This window comes from Caballeronia choica (genome assembly GCF_001544535.1).
In the GTDB taxonomy this organism is placed as follows: Bacteria; Pseudomonadota; Gammaproteobacteria; order Burkholderiales; family Burkholderiaceae; genus Caballeronia; species Caballeronia choica.
The window spans coordinates 55615-79423 of sequence record NZ_FCON02000018.1 but is presented as its reverse complement, the minus strand read 5'-3'; the positions used below and the strand labels follow the sequence as shown (position 1 = coordinate 79423).

General features: G+C 64.0%; 25 protein-coding genes. 6 read left to right on the top strand and 19 right to left on the bottom strand.

Going from position 1 to position 23809, the window contains the following annotated elements; all coding sequences use genetic code 11:
• Positions 1–27: 27 nt before the first annotated feature.
• Positions 28–1422 (bottom strand): L-serine ammonia-lyase, encoded by a 1395-nt coding sequence (locus tag AWB68_RS11135; RefSeq protein ID WP_087644398.1) that lies wholly within the window; start codon positions 1420–1422, stop codon positions 28–30.
• 239 nt (positions 1423–1661) lie between these two features.
• The gene (locus AWB68_RS11130; protein ID WP_125482912.1) at positions 1662–2072 is read right to left on the bottom strand and encodes a hypothetical protein; all 411 of its coding nucleotides are present in this window, start codon (positions 2070–2072) and stop codon (positions 1662–1664) included.
• A 133-nt stretch (positions 2073–2205) separates the two neighbouring features.
• On the opposite strand from AWB68_RS11130, the gene AWB68_RS50775 reads away from it, so the two are divergent.
• From AWB68_RS50775 to AWB68_RS11120, 3 genes are all read left to right on the top strand, one after another.
• Positions 2206–2334, top strand: coding sequence for a hypothetical protein (locus AWB68_RS50775; RefSeq protein WP_268810922.1), 129 nt, complete (start codon positions 2206–2208; stop codon positions 2332–2334).
• Between the two features lie 162 nt (positions 2335–2496).
• Complete coding sequence (locus AWB68_RS11125; RefSeq protein WP_087644396.1) at positions 2497–3576, top strand: GlxA family transcriptional regulator; 1080 nt, start codon at positions 2497–2499, stop codon at positions 3574–3576.
• A gap of 101 nt (positions 3577–3677) precedes the next feature.
• Positions 3678–4448: a class II aldolase/adducin family protein gene (locus AWB68_RS11120; protein ID WP_087644395.1), complete on the top strand. Its 771-nt coding sequence runs from the start codon at positions 3678–3680 to the stop codon at positions 4446–4448.
• A gap of 79 nt (positions 4449–4527) precedes the next feature.
• Here the strand turns inward: AWB68_RS11120 and AWB68_RS11115 are convergent, their stop codons facing one another.
• From AWB68_RS11115 to AWB68_RS11090, 7 genes are all read right to left on the bottom strand, one after another.
• Positions 4528–5463 carry a choline ABC transporter substrate-binding protein gene (locus tag AWB68_RS11115; RefSeq protein ID WP_087644394.1) on the bottom strand — a complete coding sequence of 312 codons (936 nt, stop codon included), beginning with the start codon at positions 5461–5463 and terminating at the stop codon, positions 4528–4530.
• Between the two features lie 144 nt (positions 5464–5607).
• Positions 5608–6600: a GlxA family transcriptional regulator gene (locus AWB68_RS11110; RefSeq protein WP_087644393.1), complete on the bottom strand. Its 993-nt coding sequence runs from the start codon at positions 6598–6600 to the stop codon at positions 5608–5610.
• Between the two features lie 9 nt (positions 6601–6609).
• Entirely contained in the window at positions 6610–7512 is a 903-nt protein-coding gene (choW, locus tag AWB68_RS11105; protein WP_087644392.1) for a choline ABC transporter permease subunit, read from the bottom strand.
• On the bottom strand, positions 7505–8683 hold the full coding sequence (locus tag AWB68_RS11100) for a quaternary amine ABC transporter ATP-binding protein (protein WP_087644391.1): 1179 nt from the start codon (positions 8681–8683) through the stop codon (positions 7505–7507). The genes choW and AWB68_RS11100 overlap by 8 nt, the downstream gene beginning before the upstream one ends.
• Positions 8684–8980: 297 nt before the next feature.
• Positions 8981–9598 carry a flavin reductase family protein gene (locus tag AWB68_RS11095; protein ID WP_087644390.1) on the bottom strand — a complete coding sequence of 206 codons (618 nt, stop codon included), beginning with the start codon at positions 9596–9598 and terminating at the stop codon, positions 8981–8983.
• A gap of 290 nt (positions 9599–9888) precedes the next feature.
• Positions 9889–10041 (bottom strand): hypothetical protein, encoded by a 153-nt coding sequence (locus AWB68_RS48845; RefSeq protein ID WP_200828673.1) that lies wholly within the window; start codon positions 10039–10041, stop codon positions 9889–9891.
• Positions 10042–10418: 377 nt separating this feature from the next.
• Entirely contained in the window at positions 10419–11102 is a 684-nt protein-coding gene (locus AWB68_RS11090) for an MgtC/SapB family protein (RefSeq protein ID WP_087644389.1), read from the bottom strand.
• 166 nt (positions 11103–11268) lie between these two features.
• Here AWB68_RS11090 and AWB68_RS11085 point away from each other — a divergent pair, with 166 nt between their 5' ends.
• Positions 11269–12378, top strand: a complete 1110-nt coding sequence (locus AWB68_RS11085; protein ID WP_087644419.1) for an AGE family epimerase/isomerase — start codon at positions 11269–11271, stop codon at positions 12376–12378.
• Positions 12379–12504: 126 nt separating this feature from the next.
• On the top strand, positions 12505–12942 hold the full coding sequence (locus AWB68_RS11080; protein WP_087644388.1) for a PaaI family thioesterase: 438 nt from the start codon (positions 12505–12507) through the stop codon (positions 12940–12942).
• Positions 12943–13033: 91 nt separating this feature from the next.
• On the opposite strand, the gene AWB68_RS11075 is transcribed toward AWB68_RS11080, so the two are convergent.
• On the bottom strand, positions 13034–13801 hold the full coding sequence (locus AWB68_RS11075; RefSeq protein WP_087644387.1) for a transporter substrate-binding domain-containing protein: 768 nt from the start codon (positions 13799–13801) through the stop codon (positions 13034–13036).
• A complete protein-coding gene (locus AWB68_RS11070) occupies positions 13798–14979 on the bottom strand; it encodes an amidohydrolase (protein ID WP_087644386.1) in 1182 nt (393 codons plus the stop codon). Before AWB68_RS11070 ends, AWB68_RS11075 begins: the two co-directional genes overlap by 4 nt.
• Positions 14980–15079: 100 nt before the next feature.
• On the opposite strand from AWB68_RS11070, the gene AWB68_RS11065 reads away from it, so the two are divergent.
• Entirely contained in the window at positions 15080–15973 is an 894-nt protein-coding gene (locus AWB68_RS11065) for a LysR family transcriptional regulator (RefSeq protein ID WP_160109996.1), read from the top strand.
• A 36-nt stretch (positions 15974–16009) separates the two neighbouring features.
• On the opposite strand, the gene AWB68_RS11060 is transcribed toward AWB68_RS11065, so the two are convergent.
• From AWB68_RS11060 to AWB68_RS11025, 8 genes are read right to left on the bottom strand one after another with little or no spacing between them, the layout of a single operon-like run.
• Entirely contained in the window at positions 16010–16858 is an 849-nt protein-coding gene (locus tag AWB68_RS11060) for an ureidoglycolate lyase (protein ID WP_087644384.1), read from the bottom strand.
• Between the two features lie 50 nt (positions 16859–16908).
• The gene (locus AWB68_RS11055; protein WP_087644383.1) at positions 16909–17652 is read right to left on the bottom strand and encodes an SDR family oxidoreductase; all 744 of its coding nucleotides are present in this window, start codon (positions 17650–17652) and stop codon (positions 16909–16911) included.
• Between the two features lie 51 nt (positions 17653–17703).
• Positions 17704–18546: an amidohydrolase family protein gene (locus tag AWB68_RS11050; protein WP_087644382.1), complete on the bottom strand. Its 843-nt coding sequence runs from the start codon at positions 18544–18546 to the stop codon at positions 17704–17706.
• Positions 18543–19592: an aldo/keto reductase gene (locus AWB68_RS11045; RefSeq protein ID WP_087644381.1), complete on the bottom strand. Its 1050-nt coding sequence runs from the start codon at positions 19590–19592 to the stop codon at positions 18543–18545. Before AWB68_RS11045 ends, AWB68_RS11050 begins: the two co-directional genes overlap by 4 nt.
• A 10-nt stretch (positions 19593–19602) precedes the next feature.
• Positions 19603–20892 (bottom strand): UxaA family hydrolase, encoded by a 1290-nt coding sequence (locus AWB68_RS11040; RefSeq protein WP_087644380.1) that lies wholly within the window; start codon positions 20890–20892, stop codon positions 19603–19605.
• Positions 20893–20941: 49 nt separating this feature from the next.
• On the bottom strand, positions 20942–21256 hold the full coding sequence (locus AWB68_RS11035) for a UxaA family hydrolase (RefSeq protein ID WP_374729568.1): 315 nt from the start codon (positions 21254–21256) through the stop codon (positions 20942–20944).
• A gap of 10 nt (positions 21257–21266) precedes the next feature.
• Entirely contained in the window at positions 21267–22307 is a 1041-nt protein-coding gene (locus AWB68_RS11030) for an ABC transporter permease (protein WP_087644378.1), read from the bottom strand.
• A complete protein-coding gene (locus tag AWB68_RS11025; protein WP_087644377.1) occupies positions 22297–23805 on the bottom strand; it encodes a sugar ABC transporter ATP-binding protein in 1509 nt (502 codons plus the stop codon). Before AWB68_RS11025 ends, AWB68_RS11030 begins: the two co-directional genes overlap by 11 nt.
• Positions 23806–23809: the final 4 nt, after the last annotated feature.

The window sequence follows — 23809 nt, the reverse complement described above, 5'->3', positions numbered from 1 at the left end:
TGGCTTTCGTGAAATTCGTGGCGTGGTTCAGCACTCGATGACGTTCACGGCGAGACCACCGCGCGACGTCTCCTTGTATTTCGTCTTCATGTCCGCGCCGGTTTCGCGCATCGTCTTGATTACGTTGTCGAGCGAGACGTAGTGCTGGCCGTCGCCCTTCATCGCCATGCGCGCGGCGTTCAGCGCCTTGATCGCGCCCATCGCGTTGCGTTCGATGCAGGGAATCTGCACGAGGCCGCCCACCGGATCGCAGGTCATGCCGAGGTTGTGCTCCATGCCGATCTCGGCGGCGTTCTCGACTTGCGTCGGCGTGCCGCCCATCACGGCGGCGAGCGCGGCGGCCGCCATCGAGCACGCGACACCGACCTCGCCCTGGCAGCCGACTTCGGCGCCCGAGATCGATGCCGTCTCCTTGTAGATGATGCCGATCGCCGCCGCCGTCAGCAGGAACGTGACGATGCCGTCGTCGTTCGCGTTGTGCATGAACTTCACGTAGTAGTGAAGCACCGCCGGGATCACGCCGGCAGCTCCATTGGTCGGCGCCGTGACGACACGCCCGCCCGCCGCGTTTTCCTCGTTGACGGCCATCGCGTAGAGATTGACCCAGTCGAGCATCGAAAGCGGATCGCGCAGCGACTCTGCCGAATGCAAACGCAGTTGCGCGCACAGATCGGCCGCGCGGCGCTTCACGTGCATCGGGCCGGGCAACTCGCCGTGCGTCTTGCATCCGCGCTCGACGCACGCGGACATCGTCCGCCAGATCGCTAGCATGCCGTCGCGCACTTCCTGTTCCGTGCGCGACGCGCATTCGTTCTTCATCGTGACCTGCGCAATCGAAAGGCCCGTTTCGCGGCAGACGCGCATCAGGTCGTCGCCGGTGCGAAACGGATGCGGCGCTTCAGCGGCCGCGCGCAATCCGTTCACGCGATCGCCTTCGCGATTGATCACGAAGCCGCCGCCGACCGAGTAATACTCCTTCTCGACAAGCAACTGGCCGTTTTCATCGAAGGCCTGAAAGCGCATTCCGTTCGGATGCACGATGCTCGACCCCGGCGCGCCCGGCATCAGCTTGCGAAAGAAGCCGAGATGCTCGCGCTCGTCGAATCGCACGACGTGCTTGCCGAGCAACTCGAGCTGCTTTGTTGCGCGGATCGCTTTCAGGCGCGGTTCGATCTGGTCGGGATCGATGAGGTCCGGCAGGTTGCCTTCGAGGCCGAGCAGCACGGCCTTGTCGGTGCCGTGGCCCTTGCCGGTGGCGCCGAGCGAGCCGAACAGGTCGACCCGGACGCCGCGCACGAACGCGAGCAGGTTGGCGTCCTCGATGTGCGATGCGAAGCGGCACGCCGCGATCATCGGACCGACGGTGTGCGAACTCGACGGACCGATGCCGACCTTGAACAGATCGAAGACGCTTACGTTCATGGCTTGCCTTGTCGGTTGCGATGCGTTGTGGTTTTGGTACGGACTCATTGGACCAAACCCATAATCTGGCCGATAGAACAAAAACGGCATGCGAATGGGATAGCGGCGTCAGGCGGCGGTCGGTGACGAATTTACGGTGGCTTTTGACGTTTTCGCGAAAGTAAGCAAGCGCCGGGGAGTCCGGCGGCATGCGGTTCCACGACCGGGAAAGGCGAAGGCGCTTCAGGCGCGCCCGACGATCATCGCCAGCCGGGCTGCCGTGGCGGCTTGAGCATGAACGGAGCGAGAAGTCCGCGCGCGGGAATCGACAGCGCCTCCGGATAGGTCGCGAAGATTCCCTCCAGTCCGCCGATCAACGCGCGCATCGGATCGTGCTCGTAAGCGGGTGATGCGTGCAGCACCAGTGTTTCGGCTGCCGCAACCGGGCCGGTGGCGGCCAGTGCAAGCAGCAGGAAGCTGTACGGCCGGGCGAACAGCCCGCGCCCAAAACTGCGCACGAATAATTCGACGATGTGTGCTGACACCGGCACGAACGCCGGCGCTGCGCACAGCAATTCGAATTGAGCGGTAGTCGGCCCGGACTGGACGTCGAATTGACGCGCATTCTCGATATCGCGGGACAAACGGTTAATCGGTGCCGAGTGGGCCATGATAATCGCCTTCACGCGCTCACAAAGCATCTGGATTTCATTTTCTTCAAGTTCTATTTGATCTCTCAAAACCGGCCTCTCTTCGGTTGATTATCCCGTTGTTCAGGATTTTTATTAAAGCGCCGGAATGATAATGAAGATTGCCGTCGTTGTGCGATCCGTCCGGCGTTATCCGAATAGTGGTTCCAGGCTGTGGGTCGATATGAAATTTATTCCAGCCATTAAAACGGCTCAGCCGGAAAAACCCGGCGCGCCGATTTAATTCCCGTGAAAAAGATAAAGCCAAATCGATTTGAGCGACAACACCTTACTTTTAGCCGTTTCCGCAAATCGCGCGCGCCGTCCGGGATTATTCAGGCGACGCGCAATCCCGCCGCGAACGCGAGTGATATGCTTGTCGCGACCCTTCTCACTGGCTGCGTGCATGAATCCCGCTGAACCGCTTCCTCCCCAATCCATCGACGGCAAATCGAAAGAACGCATTCGCTTCGGCATCATCCTGTTGCCGAACTTCACACTGACGGCGTTCGCGGGCTTCGTCGACCTGTTGCGACTCTCGGCCGACGAAGGCGACTTCAGCAAGCCCGTGCGCTGCTCGTGGAGCGTGATTGGCGAAACGCTGGCGCCGGTGCGCGCGAGTTGCGGCATCCAGATCACGCCGTGGGAAACCTTCGAGAACGCCGAATCCTTCGACTACGTGGTCGTCGTCGGCGGCTTGCTGCATTCGGGACCGGCCGCGAGCGACGCCACGCTGCAATTCATCCGCCGCGCCGCCGCGACCGACGCGACGCTCGTCGGCATGTGCACCGGCGTGTTCTCGCTGATGCGCGCGGGCGTGCTCGACGGCCATCGCATCTGCGTGAGCTGGTTTCACTACTGGGATTTCGTCGAGCGATTTCCGGGCGTCGATGAACAGGCGCTGATCGCCGACCGGCTCTTCGTGATCGACCGGCGGCGCATCACGTGCTCGGGCGGCCGCGCGTCGATCGACGTGGCTGCTGCGATCCTCCTGCGCCACTTCGAAACGGCAACGGTGCAAAAGGCGCTGCGCATCCTGCTCGTCGACGATATGCAGAAGGGCAACGCGCCACAGCCGCATCCGCCGGGCCTGGCTCCGGCCACACACCCGAAGGTGAAGCGCGCGATCCTGCTGATGGAGCAGCACGTCGGCCGCTCGCTCTCGCTCGACAAACTCGCGCACAAGCTCGATCTCTCGACGCGCCAGCTCGAGCGGCTCTTCAAGGCGGAAACCGGCAAGGCGCCGCAGGCCTACGCGAAGCAGGTGCGCCTGCGCACGGCCGCGTGGCTGCTGACGAGTTCGGACAAGACGGTCGCGGACATCGCGTCGAGCTGCGGTTTCTCCGATGCGTCGCACCTCGGCCGCGAATTCCGCAAGCAGTTCGGCCTGCCGCCGATGATGTATCGCGAGCAGCGCGGCACGGCGGAAGCGGAAGAGGCCGCCGAGTACGACGAGACGTTTCCGGGCCGCGCCCAGGCCATCTGAGCGTCATCCCCGCTCGTTCACAAACGCCAATGCCGGATAAACGGGGTGCCTCCAGATGAACCCCGCCGTGCGCCACATTTGAACTCGAAGGAACCCTCGACATGACACACGACACCCACCGTTACTCGACCGAAGAATGGGCCGTGCGCTGCGAACTTGCCGCGCTGTACCGGCTCGTCGCGCACTTTCGCATGACCGACATGATCGACACGCACATCACGGCGCGCGTGCCCGGTCCCGAGCATCACTTCCTCATCAACCGCTATGGCGTGCTGTTCCATGAGATGCGCGCGTCGGATCTCGTGAAGATCGATAGCGCGGGGCGCGTCGTCGACCCTGACGCGGCCGATCATCCCGAGCGCTATCGCGTGAACGCGGCCGGCTTCACGATTCATTCGGCGGTTCACATGGCGCGACCCGATCTGGTCTGCGTGATTCACACGCATACGTCGGCGGGCTCGGCGGTATCGGCGCAGCGGCACGGCCTACTGCCGATCAGCCAGCACGCGCTGAAGTTCTACGAGCACCTCGCGTATCACGATTACGAAGGCATCGCGCTCGATCTCGGCGAACGCGAACGGCTCATCGCCGATCTCGGCCCGCACAACGCGATGATCCTGCGCAACCACGGCTTGCTCGTCGGCGGTTCGTCGATTCCGGCGGCGTTCCAGGACATTTATTTTCTCGAACGCGCATGCGAGATACAGGTGCGCGCGCTCGCGGGCAACGCGGAGCTGTCGATGCCGCCGGAAGCCGTGCGGCGTCTCACCGCGGAACAGTTCCAGCGCGACGAGTCGGACAACATCGTCAGCCTGCAATGGCAAGCGGCGCTGAGGCTGATCGAAAACACCGGATCGGATTACCGAAGCTGAATCACGAATGACGGCAATCGTTTTGCTGAGCGACGGCCACGACATGACGCCCGTCGCCGGGCCTTCGCTCAGTGAGCTGCTATTTCCCCGCCACGTAGGCCTTCACCGCAGGCAACCCATCCTTGCCATCGAACGTCTTCACGCCCGCGAGCCACTTGTCGAGCACCGCCGGGTTCGCCTTCAGCCATTCGCGCGCGGCCTTGTTCGCGTCGGTCTTGTTCATGATCGGCACCATCACGTGGTTCTCGATGTCGGTCGTGAACTGCAGGTTCGACACGAGTTTCGCGACGTTCGGGCAACGCGCCGCGTAGTCGGTCGGCGTGACGGTCAGCACTTTGGCCTCGCCGTAATTCGGGCCGAACACGTCGTCGCCGCCGGACAGGTAATCGATCTTCATCTGCACGTTCATCGGATGCGGCTCCCAGCCCAGAAACACGATGGGCTTCTTGTCGCGGATCGCGCGGCCCACTTCGACCAGCATGCCCGCCTCGCTCGATTCCACCAGCTTGAACTTGCCGAGCCCGTACTGGTTGGTGTCGATCATCTTCTTGATGAGCGCGTTGCCGTCGTTGCCTGGTTCGATGCCGTAGATCTTGCCGTCGAGCTTGTCGAAGTTCTTGGCGATGTCGGTGAAGGATTTCAGGCCCGCGTTATAGACATAGTCGGGCACGGCGAGCGTGTATTTCGCGCCGGTGAGATTCGGCGTTGCGAGCACCTTGACCTGGCCGGCCTTCTTGAACGAATCGATCATCGGGTCCATGGTCGGCGACCAGTAGCCGAGGAACACGTCGATCTGCTTGCTCTTCACACCCGCGAACGTGATCGGCACGGAGGCGATCGTTTTCGTCGGCTTGTAGCCGAGGCCTTCCAGCACGGTCGAGGCGAGGCCGGTGGTGGCGGCAATGTCGGTCCAGCCGACGTCGGCGAAGTGGACGGTCTGGCACGTGGCCGGGTCGGCGGCGTACGCCGTGGATACTGCGAGCGCGCACAGGGACGCGGACCACATGTGTTTCATGGAGTTCATTTTCGCGGACGCTTTGGAGTTGAAGAGGGTTTGAGGATGAGGCTTTGACCGTTTGATGCGCTCAGGCTTCCATGGAACTTGTGTTGGTGTTGGCTTATTGGCTCTGCCCGTGTCGGGGCGGTGCAGGATGTCCCGTCAACCCAAAACCCTTCGCTCAACGCTAGGCGCATGTCCAAACTGCGCGCGGTACGCTTTACTAAAATGGCATGGCGAATGAAACCCGCACACAGCGGTAACCCGAGCGATCGACGCATCCGTATTGCGCAGCAATTCACGCGCGCGCCGCAACCGCAGGGTCAGGTAATAATGCGTCGGCGAAACGCTCAGGAACATCTTGAACATGCGCTGCAAATGACGTTGCGACAAACGCACGAGCCGCGCGAGTTCATCCAGTGACAAAGGCTCCTCGATATTCGCCTCCATCAGCCGCACGACTTCGATCAGTTCCGCACGCGAGAAGCCCACCCGTGCATCGACCGGAATATGCTGATGATCGGTCGACCCGCGAATCCGCTCGACGATGAACTGCTCAGACACCTGCGCCGCATGCGACTGCCCAAGCCGCATGCCGACGAGATTGAGCATCAGGTCAAGCGGCGCAGTACCACCAGTACACGTCACACGATCACGATCGATCACGAACAACTCATCGGCGAATCGCACGTGCGGATAGCTCTTGTGCAGCGGCGACATATCCTCCCAATGCACCGTGCACCGATAACCATCGAGCAGGTTCGCCGCGAGCAACGCGTAAGGCCCCGTGCAGATGCCCCCGAGCGGCACGCCTTGCGCCGCAACCTCCTGCAGCAGCGTAATTACTTTTTCATCGACGTAATCGCGCACATGCCACCCCGCGCAGACGATCAGCACATCGGGGATGCCGGCTTCAGCAAGCGTCGTCGTCGGCTTGACGGTGATGCCGTTGCTCGCGCGCGCCGGTTCGCCATCGGGCGTGATCACCGACCACGTGTAGTGCTGCGCGCGGCCGACATAGTTCGCCATGCGCAGCACCTCGACCGCGCTCGTGAACGCGATCATCGAGAAGTTCGGCAGCGTGAGGAAGCCGAAGTGAGCCAACTTCGATAACGGCGAATCGCTCGTGACAGGCGTGATCGCGTCGCGTTTCATGGGTGCAGGTCAGCCTTGCTGTGCCGCCGGCGCGCGACGCACCCGCATCACGCTGCGAATACCCGAGAGCAATGGTGCGCGCGCCATGCCAGGCGAACGGCCAAAGCTTTCCGTGATGCGGTCGAGAATGATCGCGAGCAACACCACCGACAAGCCGCTTTCAAAGCCAAGCCCGATATCGAGCCGCTGGATACTCGCCAGCACGTCGTTGCCAAGCCCGCCCGCGCCGACCATCGACGCGATGATCACCATCGACAGCGCCATCATGATCGTCTGGTTCACGCCGGTCATGATCGACGGCAGCGCGTTCGGGAACTGCACCTTGTAGAGCAGTTGCCACGGCGTGCAGCCGAACGCCTGCCCCGCTTCCACGATCTCGCGGTTCACATGCTTGATGCCGAGCGACGTGAGGCGCACAGCAGGCGGCATCGCGAAGATGACGGTCGACAGAATCCCCGGCACGCGGCCCAGGCCGAACAGCATCGCCGCCGGAATCAGGTAGACGAAGGCCGGCATCGTCTGCATCAGGTCGAGCACGGGGCGCACCGCCATCTCGACGTACTTGCTCTTCGCGGTCCAGATGCCGAGCGGCACGCCGAGCAACAGGCTGATCAGCGTCGACGAAAGCGTGAGGCCGAGCGTGATCACCATCTGGTCCCAGAACCCGGTGCCGTAGATGAGCAGCATCGAGAGCAGCGTGAAGAACGCGAAGCGCCAGCCGACGCGCCACAAGCCGATGCCGACGAAGAACGCCATCAGCGCCCACATCGGGATGGATTGCAGGCCGTGTTCGATCAAGGCGGCGAAGCTCTCGATGACCTTGCCGATGGAGTCGAAGGTCTTGGCGTCGTGGTCGAGCAGATAGTGGACGCCGTGATCGACCCAGCTACCGAGCGGAATCATTTCAGACATGGGAACCTCGATGGCGCGTAAGGACTTGCAGCACGTTCGTCTTGTTGACCGAACCACAATAGGAACCGTCCGCCTCGACGACCGGCAGCGGGGCGCGGCTTGCAACCACGCGCGAGACGACATCGTCGAGCGGCGTCGTGCGATGAATGCATTCGATCTGATTCACTTGCGGCGACGCGCTGCCCATCGCGTCGCGGCAGACGAAGCCACGAATCCTGCGCTCGCTGTCGAGCACGAACGCGTAGTCGGCGCTGCCGTTGAGCGTCGCGGCCACCGACGATGCGTCGATCGGCGGCGAGTGCTTCATCAGCGGCACGGCGTCGGTCTGCATCAGGTCGCCAGCGGTGAGATAGCGGCTCGTGTCGATGCCTTCGAAGAACGCCCGCACGTAGTCGTCGGCGGGGTTCGTGATGATTTGCTGCGGCGTGCCGATCTGCACCACGCGGCCGCCTTCCATGATCGCGATGCGCGTGCCGATGCGCATCGCCTCTTCCAGATCGTGCGACACGAAAAGGATCGTGCGCTGCTGCTCGCGCTGCAACTCCAGCAGCACGTTCTGCATTTCCTTGCGCTTCAACGGATCGAGTGCGGAGAACGCTTCGTCCATGATCATCAGCGACGGGTTGACCGCCAGCGCCCGCGCCAGCCCCACGCGCTGCTGCATGCCGCCCGACAGCTGCGCCGGCAGTTTCTGCGCGAACGGCGCGAGGCCGACTTGTTCGAGCACCGTCATCGCGCGCTTCTCGCGCTCCTTGCGCCCGACGCCCGCCACCTCCAGCCCGAACGCGGCGTTCGACAGCACCGTGCGTTGCGGCATCAGCGCGAACGACTGGAACACCATGCTCATGTCCTTGCGGCGCAGCGCGGTGAGTTCCGAGCGCGGCACCGAGGCGACGTCGCGCCCGTCGATCAGCACCTTGCCGGCTGTCGGCTCGACGAGGCGGTTGATCAGGCGGATCAGCGTCGACTTGCCGGAGCCGGAGAGGCCCATCAGCACGAAGATCTCGCCTTCCTTCACTTCGAACGACACGTTATGGACGCCGACTATCTGGCCTGTGCGCGCGAAGACTTCTTCTTTCGTCGCGCCGCCTGCCAGCATGTCGATCGCTTGTTTCGGGCTGGTGCCGAACACCTTGCATAGCCCTTCGACCACGACCTTGGGGGAATTCATTGAATGCTCTCCTAGCGTGGCGGACGTGCGTCCGCGCTGTGCATACATAGTTGCTAGAAAAAAGTGCGCCTAGCCGACTATTTGCGACAACCACATGAGGAAATACGACACTGGAATTTGGAGCGCAATTGGCTTCGGCGCGGCGAGCGTTCTGCGACAAGGGTTTGCGCCCATGTTTGGGCGAAAGTGCGGGTTTTTTGGCGTGTCGCGTTAGTGCAAGTCGAGGCGTTTTTTTCGGCAATAAGCGAACGCCCGGACGTAATCAGTTGAAAGCTCCTGGTTTTAAACAATGCCGGGCTACGACGTCGGACGAATCATCTCGAACATCTCGCCGATCTCCGCGTAATCCCCGCGATAACCCGCACGCATGATCGGTCTGGCGGCCGCGGTATCGAAGAGGCCGTCCTTCAGAAACGTCTTGCGGATATGCACGCCGACCACCTGTCCGAGCGTCAGCCAGTTGTCCATCGGCTCGCCGTCGAGATTCTTCAGGCGCACGATCTGCAGCAGCCTGCATTCGAGCGCCGCCGGCGATTCCGCCACGTGCGGCACGCTCACGTTGCGTCCCGGCGCCTTGGTGAGCCCGGCAAGCTCGAATTCGTCGACTTCATGTGCGACCGGCGCCGACGTCCGGTTCATCCGCTCGGCAAGGTCGCGGCTCGACATGTTCCACACGAATTCGCCGGTCGCCTCGATGTTCCGGATGCTGTCCTTAAAGCCTTCGCTGGAAAAGCCGATGATGGACGGGAAGGTGGCGAACGCGCCGAAAAAGCTGTACGGCGCGAGGTTCACGCGGCCGTCGGCGTCGCGGCTCGAAATCCAGCCGATCACGCGGGGCGCGACAATCGCCTTGAACGGATCATGGCGCAGGCCGTGGCCTTCTTCGGGGCTGTAGAAATGGACGTCGTCGGTCATGGTGGTCGTTCGGCTCTCGCGCTGCCTGGTTGGAGTCCAAGGATAGCGCAGGGCGCGGCAAGACGCGTCGGCGGGGGCAGGAAGCGAGCAGGCAAAAAAATAGCGCCGAAGGGCGCTCACAACGGACGTCGACGGATTGCCGTCGAGTAATGGAAGTCGCGTCGATGCGGAAAACGCGATGTTGAAGCTAGAAAAACTACATTTCAAACAACGAGAAAGCGGGCGGAAAGCAATACGAAACGGCTTTGTTCAATGCTGATGTTTCTGTTCCGCGCCGCTTTCATTCAAGCTCACAGACGAATTCCGAATGCGGTGCCACGTGACTTGCGGACGCGCTCGGCTTCGCGGTGACGGGCTTGGTAGGAGTAGTCCGAGTCCATCGGAAGGTGTGGCGACTCGAACAGCGAGGCAAATTTTTGCAGCAGGGCGAAGAGGTAGCTCATGTCAGACTCCGGTTGGTTGTGCAGGGTTTTCCCTTAAGACGAATTATAGGGTTTCCCCTTAGAAATTTCTAGTGCAATGCAGCATTTCACTATAAAAATTTGGTAGTTTTTCTACATAAGAACGTTTCGGAATGCCGTCGCAGATTTGGGGGCGGGTCGGAAATGACCGTCTGACGGGCAAAGTGGCCGAAAACTCGCCGTGGCGCGACGCGCGTTCGGGATGTCGCGCGGCCGTCAAATACGAAACCGCGATGACCACGCAGTGCAAATGGAGATTTGCGGCCCGGACCGGCCCGCGTCCCACTCAAAGGGCCATTGCGCCGTTTTTGCGACGCGCGGCCTTCGAACGGCATCGGTGCGCGCGTCGCAGCCAGCACTCAAGTCACGTCGTCTTCCCTGAATTCGCGCACGCTTTCCAGCAACCGCAGCCGATCGCAGATCGACTTGTATTCAGGCGCCGACACACGCGACAACACGATCTGCACCTCATCGAGCTCCGACGAATCCTCGCTTTGCTGCACGACGAACTGCTTCACGCGCACGCTGCCCGGCCCCAGTATCTCGTGCAGCGCGTGAAAGCTGAGTGCGCCACGCTCGACGAGCAGCGTCAACTGCCGGCGCTGCTTCACCGAAATGAAGCGCCGCTCGAGCGGCTTGATGCCCGCGAGGATGATCAGGATGATGGCGGTCGCCGCGATCGATGCCGTGTACAGCCCGCCGCCGACCGCGAGCCCGATTGCCGCGACGGACCAAAGGCTCGCCGCCGTCGTGAGGCCGCGCACGATCTCGTTGCGCAGCAGGATCGAGCCGGCGCCGAGAAAACCGATGCCGGACACGACCTGTGCAGCCATCCGCGACGGATCGAGTACGGTGTGATCGCCGTGGAGCGCATCGGCGAATCCGAATGCCGACACGATCATGATCAGCGTCGAGCCGACGCACACCAGCATGTGCGTGCGCAATCCGGCCGCCCACGAGAGCCGCTCGCGCTCGAAGCCGATCACACTGCCGAGCGCTGCGGCCATCACGAGCCGCGCAACGAGTTCGAGATTGCCTAACATGGTTGTCTGTTCTCCTTTTTGCTGTTGATCGACGGATGGCGGCTTCGGCCCAGGCGCCGAAGCGGGTTTGCTATGCTTGGGCCCGCGCAGTCCGGGTTGCGCGGAGCACGCAGATTCGATGCCGGACGGCGCCAACCCGAACGTTTACACCACCAAAGAACCGCGTATGCACGACCACCACCCGGATGCCTTGTCGATCACCCCCAGCGCCGCGCTGCGCGATCACTACGCACGCGTCGTGCTGCCGGTCTGGCGCGGCCCCGGATTCAACGCGGCGCTCGGGCTCGCCTACGAAGCGGTGTCGCCGGACCGTCACGCGCCGTTGCCGGTGTCGCGTTACCGGGCGATGGCCTGCGCGCGCCAGTTGTTCGTGTTCGCCAACTCGGGCGAACTCGCGCATGCGGAGACGCTCTTCGCGTCGTTGCGACACTATTTTCAGGACAAGGAAAATGGCGGTTGGTTCTACAGCGTCGACGCGAACGGCGGGCCATTCGAGCGACAGAAGGACCTGTACACGCACGCGTTCGTGATCTTCGCGTGCGCGGAATACGCACAGCGCAGCGGTTCCGCCGACGCCATCACGATCGTGAACGAGACCTCCGCGCTCGTCGAGCAACGCTTCGCGGCGGGGCACGGCGGATTGAACGCGGTGTTGTCGGAAGACTTTGGCGGCGTGCTGGAGACGCCCTTGCAGAACCCGCTGATGCATCTGACCGAAGCGTGGCTCGCCGCGCGCGATGCCACGGGCGACAGTGCGTTCGACGTCCGTCTCGAAGCACTCGCACGCGATATCGCGCGAAATTTCGTGCATCAGGAAAGCGGCTGCATCGCCGAATTGCCGCTGGGCTCGGCGGGCAATCGGCTGGAGCCGGGCCATCAGTTCGAATGGTTCTTTCTCGTGGAAGGCAGCCGTCACCCGGCGTTCGACGCAGCCGGCCTGCGCGAACCGCTCGCGCGCGCATTCGATTTCGCTCGGACGTACGGCGTGGATGCGACGACGGGCGGCGTCGCGGCCGCGCTCGACGAAAGCGGCCGCGTGCTGGACGCGACACAGCGCATCTGGGCGCAGACCGAATACCTGCGCGCGCTCGCGACACACGACAGCGACACCGTGCGCGCCGAATTGCCGTTGCAGATCGAGCGCTTTCGCCAGCGCTTCCTGCATGCGCGCGGCTGGATCGAGTGCCAGTCGGCGGAGGGCGTGGTGACGCGCGCCGACATGCCTTCGACCACGCCCTATCATCTCGCGACCGCCTACGCTTCACTGCCGGGTTGAGCTTGGCGCAATCTGAAATCACGATGAAATAATTTCAGCGGGTTTTGGCGAACTTCCTTGCAGAGTGGGCGAACGCTACCTACAGTCTTTGCAGGACGGCACCGAACCCACCCAAGGAGTGTCCGAATGGCCGAAATCGTCGATATCGCACGCGGGGCGCTGAACGCGCAACCGTTCAGCGCTTTGCTGGGCACAAAACTGATGCAGGTCGATTCAGCGAGTCTCACGCTGTGTCTGACCATTCGCGACGATCTGAGGCAACAACACGGTTTCGTGCACGGCGGCGTAGTGAGTTATCTCGTCGACAACGCGCTGACCTTCGCAGGCGCGCTGCGGCTCGGTCCGAAGGTGGTGACGGGGGAATACAAGATCAACTATCTGCGGCCGGCGGTGTCCGGCACGTTGATGGCGCGGGCGCGCGTGATTCACGCCGGCATGACGCAGGCGACCTGCCAGTGCGATGTCTACGTGACCGACGGCAACGCCGAGCGGCTGGTCGCGGTGGCGCAAGGCACGATCAACCGCATCGGCGAAGGCGCCTCGGAGCCGATGTTCAACGCCTGAGATCGCCCGTTCGTCCGCCGGGCGGGGCTCGGTTGATCGTCGGAAAAACCTCGCTGCGGCGAGGTTTTTCATTCCGGCACGGACATCGCCGTCAGTTGGACGTGCGCACGTCGCCCAGATGCTTGTGCATGAGCCTGTCTATCGTGCCGTCGTCGCGAAGCTGCTTTAGCGCGGCGTCGAGCATGTCACGCGTTTTCGCATCGTTCTTCCTTACGCCGATCACCGCGCCGGCCGCCCGGATCGCCGGATCGTCGACGCGCGGCCCCGTCAGTTCGAAATTCGCGCCCTGCGGCTTGTCGAGAAAGCCGCTCCGCGCCGCGGCGCCGAGCACGAGCGTCGCGTCCAGCCGGCCGTTCGCGAGATCGGCGTACACGGCGTTCTGATCCGCGTATTCATCGACGGCGACGCCGTTCTTCGCCCAGTTGGCCTTCGCGAAGGCCGCCTGCACCGAGCCCTGCAACACGCCCACATGCCTGCCCGCGAGCGACTTCGCATCCGGCCGCAAGCCGCTGCCTTTCTTCGCGACGAGGCGGATGTCGGCGGGATAGAGTGGCGCGGTGAAGTCCATCACGGCGCGGCGCGCGTCGGTGGCCGCGAGCGCGGAGTTGATCGCATCGAACTTGCGCGACTGGAGGCCCGCGATCATGCCGTCGAAGCTGTTCTCGACCCACACGCATTTCACCCTCGCGGCGGCGCAGAGCGCGTTGCCGATGTCGATGTCGAGGCCCGCGAGGCGGCCGTCGGGCAGCTTGTATTCGTAGGGCGGGTAGGCGGCGTCGGTGCCGAAGCGCAGGTCGGTGGCGTGGGCCGTCGTGGCGATGGCAAGTGCTGCGAGTGCGCCGGTCAATTTCAGCGTCATTGTGTGTCTCCCTGGTGAGCGAGCCGCGCAAGCGCCAGCCCGACGAAAAAGCGCACGCCGAGCGGCAATACGTCGTCGTTGAAATCGAATTCGGGATGGTGGCAATACACCCCGCCCTGTCCGAGCAGCACGTATGCGCCGGGCTTGTGCAGCAGGAATTCGGAGAAGTCCTCCGAGCCGTTGAGCGGCGCGAAATCGCGCAGCACGTTTTCAGCGCCGAACACATCGACGGCAGCCAGCGCCGCCGCCTGCGCCTGTTCACGATGATTGACCGTCGCCGGCGAGCTCCCGTAAAAGCTCACGTCAATGGCGCATTCGGTCGTCATCGCCATCCCCGCGCAGATCGTTTCGATGCGCGCTTTCGCCCGCGCGCGGATGGCTTCGTCGAAGGTGCGCAACGTGCCGAGCAGTTCCGCATGCGACGGAATCACGTTCGACGTCGTGCCCGCGTGAATGCTGCCGATGCTCAGCACGGCCATCGCACTCGGATCGGTCGAGCGGCTGACCACGGTCTGCAATGCGCAGATGAGTTGCGCGGCGGCGCTGATCGGGTCCTTCGTCTTGTCCGGCGACGAGCCGTGTCCGCCGACGCCGCCGATCCTGATCTTCAGTTCGTCGCAGGAGGCGAGCATCGCGCCGTCGCGCACGCCGAACGTGCCCGGCGCGAAGTGCGGCGCGTTGTGGAGCGCGTAGATTTCGTCGAAGGGAAAGCGGGCGAGCAGACCGTCAGCGAGCATCGCGAGGGCGCCGCCGCCGGTTTCCTCGGCGGGCTGGAAGATCAGCAGGATCGTGCCGGCGAAATCGCGCCGCTGGCTGAAATGCCGCGCGACGCCGAGCAGCACCGCCGTGTGCCCGTCGTGACCGCAGCCGTGAAACGCGCCTTGTTTGAGCGACCGATGGAGCGGACGGCCCTCTTCTTCCATCGGCAAGGCGTCCATGTCGGCACGCAGCGCGATCGTCCGCCCGGGTCCGCGCGCGCCGCGCACCACGCCGACGACGCCGGTCCTGCCGACGCCCGTATGCGTTTCGATATGCCACGCGCGCAATTTGGCGGCGACGAGTTCGCTCGTGCGCGCTTCCTCGAACGCGATCTCCGGATGCGCGTGGATGTCGCGCCGCAAGGCGACGAGCTCGTCGAGGTCGAGGTCGAGGTCGAGGTCGATTGTTTCGGTGTGCATGGGTCTCCCTGTATGCTTTACGCCGCCCACATGCTAGCGGCGCGGCCGGCGCGTCAATTTCCAATTTCTCATGGCCATAGCGAATGCTTATGAACGCGCGATGAAGACCCGACAATTGCAGACGCTCGTTGCGATCGCCGAGCGCGGCACGCTCATGGCAGCCGCCGAGGCGTTGTGCATCTCGCAGCCCGCCGTCACGAAAAGCATCAAGGAACTCGAGACGCAGCTTGGCCTGCAACTGCTCGTGCGAAGCGGCGCGGGCGTGCGGCTGACGCCATACGGCGAAGTGCTGGTGCGGCGGGCACGCACCGTGATCGCGGAGATCGCGCGCGCCGGGCAGGAACTGGAGGAGATGAGGACGTCGGCCGATCCGGCACTTTCGATTGGCGTGTCCTTGCTGGCTGCATCGGCGGGCATGCCGGATGCGCTCCGCGCATTCCGGCAGCGCTTCCCCGCTGCGCAACTAAACGTGTACGAATGCCAGCCGGCGCAGATCGTCGATGGCCTGCGCGATGGTTCGTTCGACCTGTGCGTGGCCTTCGTCGCCGATACGGATGTGACCGCCGAATTTCGCGTGACGCCGCTTGGGAGCGTGACGCAATCGCTCGCGGTTTCAAGCGGCGACGCGCTGGCGAAGGAGCCGCTGCTGTCGACATTGCGCGACGCGCATTGGCTCTACAACTTCGCGCGGGAAAGCGTGCCGGCGTTCTGGTCTGCGTTCTGCGGGGCGCGCGAACTGGCGCGTCCGCGACGCATCAGCGTGTGCACGTCGCAGCGGCTCTATGCGGACCTGGCGAGCGAGCCGGGCGTGGTGAGCGTGTGGACGGATTTCCTGCTGGATGAGTACGTTGCGCGCGGCGTTCTCGCGCGACTCGACGTCGATGCTTCGTTGCCCCGGCTCACGCTCGGCCTGATGCATCGGAAGGATCTGGTGTTCAGCGCAGCGGCGCAGTATTTCGTCGAGTGTGTCGAGCGCGCCGGGTTGCACGACTGAGAAGGCCGTTGCCATGAGCAACGGCCCATGCACGGCTTATTTCGCGGCAACCGTCTTCTGCTGCTGCTCGCCCAGGCCCTGAATGCCGAGGCGTATCGTCTGGCCTGCCTTCAGGTACACCGGATTCGGCTTCACGCCCATGCCGACGCCCGGCGGCGTGCCGGTCGAAATGACGTCGCCGGGTTGCAGGCTCATCGTCTTCGACAGGTACGACACCAGTTGCGCGACGTTGAACACCATCGTGCGCGTGTTGCCGTTCTGATAGCGATGACCGTCGATTTCGAGCCACAGGTCGAGCTTCTGCGCATCGGCGATTTCGTCTTTCGTGACGAGCCACGGACCCAGCGGGCCGAACGTGTCGAATCCCTTGCCCTTGTCCCATTGCGTGCCGTGTTCGAGCTGCCACTCGCGCTCGGAGACGTCGTTGATCACGCAGTAGCCCGCGACGTAGTCGAGCGCGCTCGCTTCATCGACGTACTTGGCGTGCCGGCCGATCACCACGCCCAGTTCGACTTCCCAGTCGGTCTTTCTGGAATCGCGCGGAATCTCGACGTCGTCGTTCGGGCCGCAGATCGCGCTCGTCCACTTGCCGAAGATCACCGGCTCGGTCGGCACCGGCAGGTTCGATTCGGCGGCGTGATCGGCGTAGTTCAGGCCGATGCACACGAACTTGCCCACGTGCCCGACGCACGGGCCGATGCGCGGCTCGCCCGCGACCGCCGGCAGCGACGCCGGATCGATGGCGCGCAGTTTCGCCAGACCGGCGTCGGTGAGCGTGTCGCCGGCGATGTCGTCGACGACGCCCGACAGATCGCGAATCTTGCCGTCCGCGTCCAGCAGACCCGGTTTTTCCTGACCCTTCGGCCCAAAACGAAGCAGTTTCATCTGGTTTGATCCTCGTATTTCAAAAGGTACTCGGTGGGTACCTGGTTGCTTTAATTCGACCAGCCGCCATCGATGAGATGAATCTGGCCGGTCGTAAACGACGACTCATCCGACGCGAGATACAGCGCCAGCGCCGCGATTTCCTCCGGCTTGCCGACCCGCCCCATCGGCTGGCGCGCGACGAACGCCGCGTGCACCTGCTCGACGCTCGCGCCCTGCGCCGCCGCCTGCTCCGCGATGCGCTGCTGCAGCGACGGCGAATCGACCGTGCCCGGACAGATCGCGTTGCAGCGAATGCCGCGCGTGACGAAATCGGCGGCGATCGCCTTGGTCAGCCCGATCACGGCCGCCTTCGACGCACCATACGCGAAGCGGTTCGGCACGCCCTTCACGCTCGACGCCGCCGACGACATGTTGATGATCGAGCCGCCACCGTTATCGAGCATCGCCGGCAAGAAGGCGCGAATCGTACGGAACATCGCCTTCGCATTGAGGTTGAAGGCGAAGTCCCAGTCTTCCTCGCTCGTCTCCAGGATCGAGCCGGCATGCACGAAGCCGGCGCAATTAAAGAGCGCATCGACTGCGCCGAGTTCCTTCGCCAGTTCGTTGACCGCCGCAGTGTCGAGCACGTCGAGCGTGCGCACTTCGAACGGCTTGCCTTCCAGCGAGTCCGTGCGGATGTCGGTCGCGATCACGCGCGCGCCCTCGGCCGCGAAACGCTCGGCCGTCGCGAGTCCGATTCCCTGCCCCGCCGCGGTGATCAGCACCGTCTTGCCTGCCAGTCTTTGTATCATCTACAGCTCCCGTCGAAAGTATTTTTGAGACATGTCGGGTATTTCGCGCCTTCAGAGGCGATAGAACGTGCGGGCATTTGCGCCGAAGATTGCGTCTTCATCCGTCTTTTTGAGATCTGGATGGTGGGCGCAGAGGGTGCGGGCCGCGTCATGCCAGCCGGCGTAGTCGCCGTTCAGGTTCAGCACCGGCCAGTCGCTGCCCCACATCAGACGTTGTGCGCCGAAATGTTTTAAAAGATGTTCGACGTAGGGTTTCAATATCTTTTCGTCGCATTGCGGCGCGGCTTCGGTCACGAGGCCCGAAAGCTTGCAGGACAGCTTCTGCGGCAGCGCGGCAAGTTGCTCGATGCCGTCGGCCCATGGTTGCCGGCCCGCGTCGCCATCGCGGATCGGCGGCTTCGCGCCATGATCGATCACGATCCGCAATTCAGGATAACGCGTCGCGAACGTCACGAGCGAAGGAATGTGGCGCGCGAAGATCAACGCATCGAATGCGAGATCGCGTTCGATCAGCTTGCGGATCGCCGGTTCGATCGATGCGGTTTCGATCCAGCGGTCATCGGCGAGGTCTTGCAGCATCGGACGCACGCCTTTGAACTTCGGCTCGCGCGCGAGTTCGTCGATCAGATCGGGCGCGCCCGGCGCATCGAGCGGCACCCAGCCGACCACACCCGCAATCGATTCCTCCGCCCGCGCAAGGTCGAGCAGATAGCGGGTTTCATCGACGGTCGGCGCCGCCTGAACCACTACCGTGCGTTCCACATTGACTGCCTCGCGCAACGGCTTCAAGTCGCCCGGCCCGAACACGCGATACAGCGCCTGCATCTCCGGCTTCAGCCAGCCGTAGTCGCCGCGCGCGGGGTCCCAGTAATGCTGATGCGCGTCGATTTTCATGCTGGCACCGGCGCCGCTTGATGCAGCAAGCCGTTGGCACGCAACGCATCCCACAGCGCGGCGGGCAGCGGTTGCGCGAACGAAGCCGCGTTCTCGTGCACTTCGTGAGCGCTGCGCGCGCCCATCAGCACCGTGGCAATTACTTTATGCGCATAAGGAAATTGCAGGGCGGCGCTCGACAGCGCGACGCCATGTTCGCGGCATACGCGCTCGAGCCGCGCGACCTGCTCCACGATCGGCTGCGGCGCATCGCCGTAATTGAATTTGAGGTCGCCTTCGGCCTTTGAAGCGAGGCCCCGCGCGAGAATGCCCGAATTGAACGCGCCGCCGAGCAGGATGCTGACTTCGCGTTTTTCGCAGGCGGGCAGCAAATCATCGAGCACCGCTTGTTCGAGCAGCGTGTAGCGGCCCGCGAGCAATGCGCAGTCGATGTCGAATTCGGCCATCGCTTCGAGAATCGCCGCGCCTTCGTTCACGCCGAGACCGACCGCCTTTACGCCGCGCGTCTTGCGCAGTTCGTCGAGGGCGCGAAAGCCGCCTTCGTTCGTGAGTTGCCGCCAGTAATGCGCGTTCTTTTCGCCGTGCGTGTAACGGCCGATGTCGTGGACCAGCACGATGTCGATGTCGACGATGCCGAACCGTTGCTGGCTGTCTTCGAACGATCGCAGGATGCCGTCGTAGGTGTAGTCGTAGATGGCTTCGAACGGCAGCGGATTCGCCCAGCCTTCGCTGCCGTCGTACGGTGTCGTGCGCGGCACGAAACGGCGGCCGACTTTCGTCGACAGCACATAATCCGCGCGCGGATAGCGGCGCAGCGCGTCGCCGAGCCGGTGTTCCGCCTTCGTGTGGCCGTAGTGCGGCGCGGTATCGAAGAAGCGGATGCCGCTGTCCCACGCGGCGGCCACGGTCGCGAGCGCCGCTTCCTCCGACAACTCGTGATACAGCCCGCCAAGCGGCGCGCTGCCGAGCGACAGCGCCGTGACTTCCAGCGCCGTGCGGCCGATCTTGCGGCGACGCGCCACGGCGTCGTATGTTCCAGGGTTCATCTGCGTGACCTCATTGCAAGGCAATTTCCACGACATTACGCGCCGACGCAGTCCGCGGCAAACACGCCGGCCCGACCGGCTCGAAAGTCTTGTAAGTCAGGATGAATTCCTGATGCCCGAGCGACTCCGACTTCGACGCCGCGCCGGCCGCGACCGCCACCGTCACGTCGAACACCTCGCGGCCGACTTCGTCGAGTGTCGCGCGGCCTTCGAGGATGCGGCCGGCGTCGACGTCCATGTCGCCCGAGAGGTTGCGGTACGTCGCCGGATTCGCGCAGACCTTGATGACGGGCGAGATCGCCGAGCCGACCACCGAGCCGCGTCCGGTCGTGAACAGGACCACGTGCGCACCGCACGCAATCAGTTCGACGATTTCGGCGTTGTCGCTGATGTTGGGGAAGCCGAAGCGCGGTTCGCCGTCGGGGACGACGTCGAGCAGGTACAGGCCGCCGGTGGGGGGAATATCGCCCGGCTTGACGATGCCCACGATCGGCGACGCGCCGCTCTTCGCATATGCGCCGAGCGACTTTTCTTCCTGCGTCGTGAGGCCGCCGTCCGCGTTGCCGACGGCGAACGAGCCGTGTCCGAGAATCGAGTAGTAGCGCGCCGCCTTCGCCACGCACGCGACGATTTCGGCGCCGAGTTCCGGCCGCGCCGCGCGTTTTTCCATGTGATATTCGCAGCCGACGAGTTCGCCGGTTTCCTCGAAAATGCAGGTGGCGCCGGCGTCGATCAATGCGTCGAACGCGCGGCCGACGGCGGGGTTCGCCGTGATGCCGCTCGTGCCGTCCGAGCCGCCGCAGATCGTGCCGACGATGAGTTCATCGAGCGCCATCGGCACTTTTTGTTGACGGGCGAGTTTTGCGCGGGTTTCGCGGACCCAGTCGAGGCCGTTCTGGATCGTGCTGCGCGTGCCGCCATTTTCCTGGATCGTCAGCACATGCGCCGGGCGGCCGCTCGCGCGCACCGCATCGACGAGATGGTGCTTGTTCATGCTCTCGCATCCCAGCGAGATGAAAAGCACCGCGCCGACGTTTGGATGCGTCGTGAGGCGCTCCATCATCGTTTCGGCGTAGGTGTTCGGGTAGCAACCCGGGAAGCCGATCAGGTGGACGGGGGGTTCTTGCTCTTGTTCGTCGGGTTGCGTCTGGTCGAAAGCGTCGAACGCCGGGCGGAACTGCGCGACGATCTCACGCGCGACGTGATGCGCGCACTCGACCAGATACGCCACCGCGATGACGTTACGGATGCCTTTGCGGCCATCGGCGCGGAGGTAGCCTTGCAGGCTGGGCTTTTTCATCGGGGTTCTCGGTGGGTTGGGGAGAGGTCGGGGTCGGGTTGGCTGCGCCTCACCGATGCACGAACTCCTGCCCCGCCTCGTGCGTATACGTCGGCAGATAATCGCTCGCGAGATTGTGCGTATGAAGGTGCTCGCCCTTGCCGACGTCACTGGTCGCGTGCCCGATGATCGCGCCGTAGCGCAGCACTTTGTCACCCGCCTTCAACGCGCGCCGCGCAACCTTGTGTCCCAGCTCGATGGCCTTGTCGAGCGTTACACCCTCGCCGCCGATCATCAGCGTCTCGACCGCTTCAAGCCGCGCCCCCGCGACCAGACAATTGTCGTCAGGGCTCAATAAAATCAGGCGCCGATCGGTGTCGTTCATGTCACTCATCTCAATCCTGCCCCTCGCCGCCCGCGAGCCGCGCCACCATCAGCGAACCAAGGATGATCGCGCCATAGATCGCCTGAATCCAGAACGACGGCACCTGTGCAAGCGTCAACAGGTTCTGTACGACCCCAAGCAGCAACACGCCCGACAGCGCGCCAAGCATCGTGCCCTTGCCGCCGTCGAGTGAAATGCCGCCGATCACCGCCGCCGCGAACACCGTGAAAATCATGCCGTTGCCCTGGTTCGCGTTGATCGCGCCGACATAGCCGGTCACGACCAGTCCGCCAATCGACGCGAGCACGCTGCCGAGCACGAATACGCCCCACGTGATGCGCTCGACGCGAATCCCCGCCGCGCGCGCCGCCTCCGGGTTGCCGCCGATCGCATACAGCGCGCGGCCGAGCCGGTGATAACGCAGCATGAACGCGGCAATGCCGAACGCCACAGCCGCAAGCCACACCGAAACCGGCAGGCCGAGCACCAGCGCGGTCGCGAGCGTGAAGAACGACGGCGGCATGTCGAAGAGCGTGCCGCCCTTGGTCGCGCCGACGAGCATCCCGCGCAGCACGATCAGCATCGCGAGCGTCACGATGAACGCGTTGAGCCGCAACCGGACGACAAGAAAGCCGTTGACAAACCCGACCGCCGCGCCGACCACGACGATCGCGAGCAAGCCCGCCGCCGCAGGCCATTCGAAGCCGAATCCGGCCGACGCGGCCGGCATCACGAGCATCGCACCGACTGCGGGCGCGATGCCGACGGTCGATTCCAGCGACAAGTCGAACTTGCCCGTCAGCACGATCAGCGATTCGGCGAGCACGACGAGCGCGAGCGCCGCCGATGCGCCGAGAATGCTGATCAGGTTCGCCTTCGTGAGAAAGCTCGGGCTGACGAACGCGCCGATTGCGAGCAGCAACGCGAGCGCGGGCAACAGCGCGAGATCGCGAAACCGCGCGAGTTCGATGCGCGGACGTCTCCCGCGCACGCCGATGCTCGCGCCCGGCGCAGCGCCGGCCAGCGCCGGACTCGAAACGTTATTCTTCATGGAGACTCACTCCTTCGACCGATGCAATCAGTTCATGGTCCTGCCAGCCGGCAGGAAATTCGGCGACGATCGCGCCGCGAAACATCACGAGGACGCGGTCGCAAGTGCGCAGGTCGTCGAGTTCGCCCGATACCACCAGCACCGCCTTGCCCTCGTCGCGCACGCGGTCCACGACTGCCAGCAGCGCTTCCTTCGATTTCACGTCGACGCCGGCGGTCGGATCGATCAGCACCAGTACGTCGGGATCGGTTGCGAGTGCGCGCGCCATCACGACTTTCTGCTGGTTGCCGCCCGACAAGCCGGACACTGCGTGTTCCGGCCCCTGCGTCTTGATGCCGAGCGCGTCGATCATGCGGCGCCCGAAAGCGTTCTTCTTCGCCGGCGACGCGATGCCGAAGCGCCCGAGCGTGCGCGCGATCGTCATCGATGCGTTCTCGGCCACCGATTGCGACAGCACCAGCCCCTCGCGATGCCGGTCCTTCGGCACGCAGCCGACGCCATGCGCCAAGGCGGCGGGCACGTCGCCGGGCGGGAGCGCGCGGCCATCGACGCGGATCGCGCCCGCGCGCTGCGCCTTCAATCCGGCGATTGCCTCCGCGACGCTCGTGCGCCCGCTCGACGTCGCGCCGGTCAAACCGACGACTTCACCCCGGCGCACGCTGAGCGACACGCCTTCGTAGTCGTCGCCCGCCAGCGCTTCGACTTGCAAGGCGACCGGCGTATCGGCGGGCAACGCGGGCCGCGCGCTTGCATCGGCGACGGCGAGGCCGCCCTGCTCGCCCGTCATCGCCTCGATCAGCTTCTCGCGCGGCAACGCCGACACCGGCGCGCTGACGATATGCCGCGCGTCGCGCAGCACCGTCACCGCCTGGCAGATTTCGTACACCTCCTGCAAATGGTGCGAGATGAACAGAAACGTCACGCCTTCGCGCTGCAACTCCTCGATGCGCCGGAAAAGCCGCTTGATTTCGTCTCCGTCGAGTTGCGCGGTCGGCTCGTCGAGGATGATGAAGCGCGCGCCGTACGACAACGCCCGCGCGATTTCCACGAGTTGCCGCGCTTCCACTGTGAGATCGCCGGCGCGGGCGTCCTCGCGCACGTCGATCTTCCAGTGATCGAGAAGCGCGCGGGCGTCACGCCGCATCGTGCGCCAGTCGATCACGCCGCCCTTCTGCTGCTGGCGATTGATGAACAAGTTTTCGGCAACCGACAACTCGCGGATGATCGTCGAGTGCTGATAGACGCACGCGACGCGTTCGCGCCACGCGTCGCGATCGGCGATCGGCGGCGCGGGTTCGTCGTTGAAGCGCACGTCGCCGGTGTCGGGCTTGCGCAAGCCGGTCAGCATCGACACCAGCGTCGATTTCCCCGCGCCGTTGCGCCCGACGAGCGCATGCGACTCGCCGGGCATCACGCGGATGCTCACGTCGTTCAACGCAGCCGTCGAGCCGAAGCGCTTGGTCACGCCGCGCGCCTCTACCACTGGAACGTTCGACATGGCG

Bases quoted from the DNA above. Each gene is read 5' to 3' on its own strand.
- AWB68_RS11135 (WP_087644398.1), bottom strand. From the start codon at position 1,422: ATGAACGTAAGCGTCTTCGATCTGTTCAAGGTCGGCATCGGTCCGTCG.
- AWB68_RS11130 (WP_125482912.1), bottom strand. From the start codon at position 2,072: ATGGCCCACTCGGCACCGATTAACCGTTTGTCCCGCGATATCGAGAAT.
- AWB68_RS50775 (WP_268810922.1), top strand. From the start codon at position 2,206: ATGAAGATTGCCGTCGTTGTGCGATCCGTCCGGCGTTATCCGAATAGT.
- AWB68_RS11125 (WP_087644396.1), top strand. From the start codon at position 2,497: ATGAATCCCGCTGAACCGCTTCCTCCCCAATCCATCGACGGCAAATCG.
- AWB68_RS11120 (WP_087644395.1), top strand. From the start codon at position 3,678: ATGACACACGACACCCACCGTTACTCGACCGAAGAATGGGCCGTGCGC.
- AWB68_RS11115 (WP_087644394.1), bottom strand. From the start codon at position 5,463: ATGAAACACATGTGGTCCGCGTCCCTGTGCGCGCTCGCAGTATCCACG.
- AWB68_RS11110 (WP_087644393.1), bottom strand. From the start codon at position 6,600: ATGAAACGCGACGCGATCACGCCTGTCACGAGCGATTCGCCGTTATCG.
- choW (WP_087644392.1), bottom strand. From the start codon at position 7,512: ATGTCTGAAATGATTCCGCTCGGTAGCTGGGTCGATCACGGCGTCCAC.
- AWB68_RS11100 (WP_087644391.1), bottom strand. From the start codon at position 8,683: ATGAATTCCCCCAAGGTCGTGGTCGAAGGGCTATGCAAGGTGTTCGGC.
- AWB68_RS11095 (WP_087644390.1), bottom strand. From the start codon at position 9,598: ATGACCGACGACGTCCATTTCTACAGCCCCGAAGAAGGCCACGGCCTG.
- AWB68_RS48845 (WP_200828673.1), bottom strand. From the start codon at position 10,041: ATGAGCTACCTCTTCGCCCTGCTGCAAAAATTTGCCTCGCTGTTCGAG.
- AWB68_RS11090 (WP_087644389.1), bottom strand. From the start codon at position 11,102: ATGTTAGGCAATCTCGAACTCGTTGCGCGGCTCGTGATGGCCGCAGCG.
- AWB68_RS11085 (WP_087644419.1), top strand. From the start codon at position 11,269: ATGCACGACCACCACCCGGATGCCTTGTCGATCACCCCCAGCGCCGCG.
- AWB68_RS11080 (WP_087644388.1), top strand. From the start codon at position 12,505: ATGGCCGAAATCGTCGATATCGCACGCGGGGCGCTGAACGCGCAACCG.
- AWB68_RS11075 (WP_087644387.1), bottom strand. From the start codon at position 13,801: ATGACGCTGAAATTGACCGGCGCACTCGCAGCACTTGCCATCGCCACG.
- AWB68_RS11070 (WP_087644386.1), bottom strand. From the start codon at position 14,979: ATGCACACCGAAACAATCGACCTCGACCTCGACCTCGACCTCGACGAG.
- AWB68_RS11065 (WP_160109996.1), top strand. From the start codon at position 15,080: ATGAAGACCCGACAATTGCAGACGCTCGTTGCGATCGCCGAGCGCGGC.
- AWB68_RS11060 (WP_087644384.1), bottom strand. From the start codon at position 16,858: ATGAAACTGCTTCGTTTTGGGCCGAAGGGTCAGGAAAAACCGGGTCTG.
- AWB68_RS11055 (WP_087644383.1), bottom strand. From the start codon at position 17,652: ATGATACAAAGACTGGCAGGCAAGACGGTGCTGATCACCGCGGCGGGG.
- AWB68_RS11050 (WP_087644382.1), bottom strand. From the start codon at position 18,546: ATGAAAATCGACGCGCATCAGCATTACTGGGACCCCGCGCGCGGCGAC.
- AWB68_RS11045 (WP_087644381.1), bottom strand. From the start codon at position 19,592: ATGAACCCTGGAACATACGACGCCGTGGCGCGTCGCCGCAAGATCGGC.
- AWB68_RS11040 (WP_087644380.1), bottom strand. From the start codon at position 20,892: ATGAAAAAGCCCAGCCTGCAAGGCTACCTCCGCGCCGATGGCCGCAAA.
- AWB68_RS11035 (WP_374729568.1), bottom strand. From the start codon at position 21,256: ATGAACGACACCGATCGGCGCCTGATTTTATTGAGCCCTGACGACAAT.
- AWB68_RS11030 (WP_087644378.1), bottom strand. From the start codon at position 22,307: ATGAAGAATAACGTTTCGAGTCCGGCGCTGGCCGGCGCTGCGCCGGGC.
- AWB68_RS11025 (WP_087644377.1), bottom strand. From the start codon at position 23,805: ATGTCGAACGTTCCAGTGGTAGAGGCGCGCGGCGTGACCAAGCGCTTC.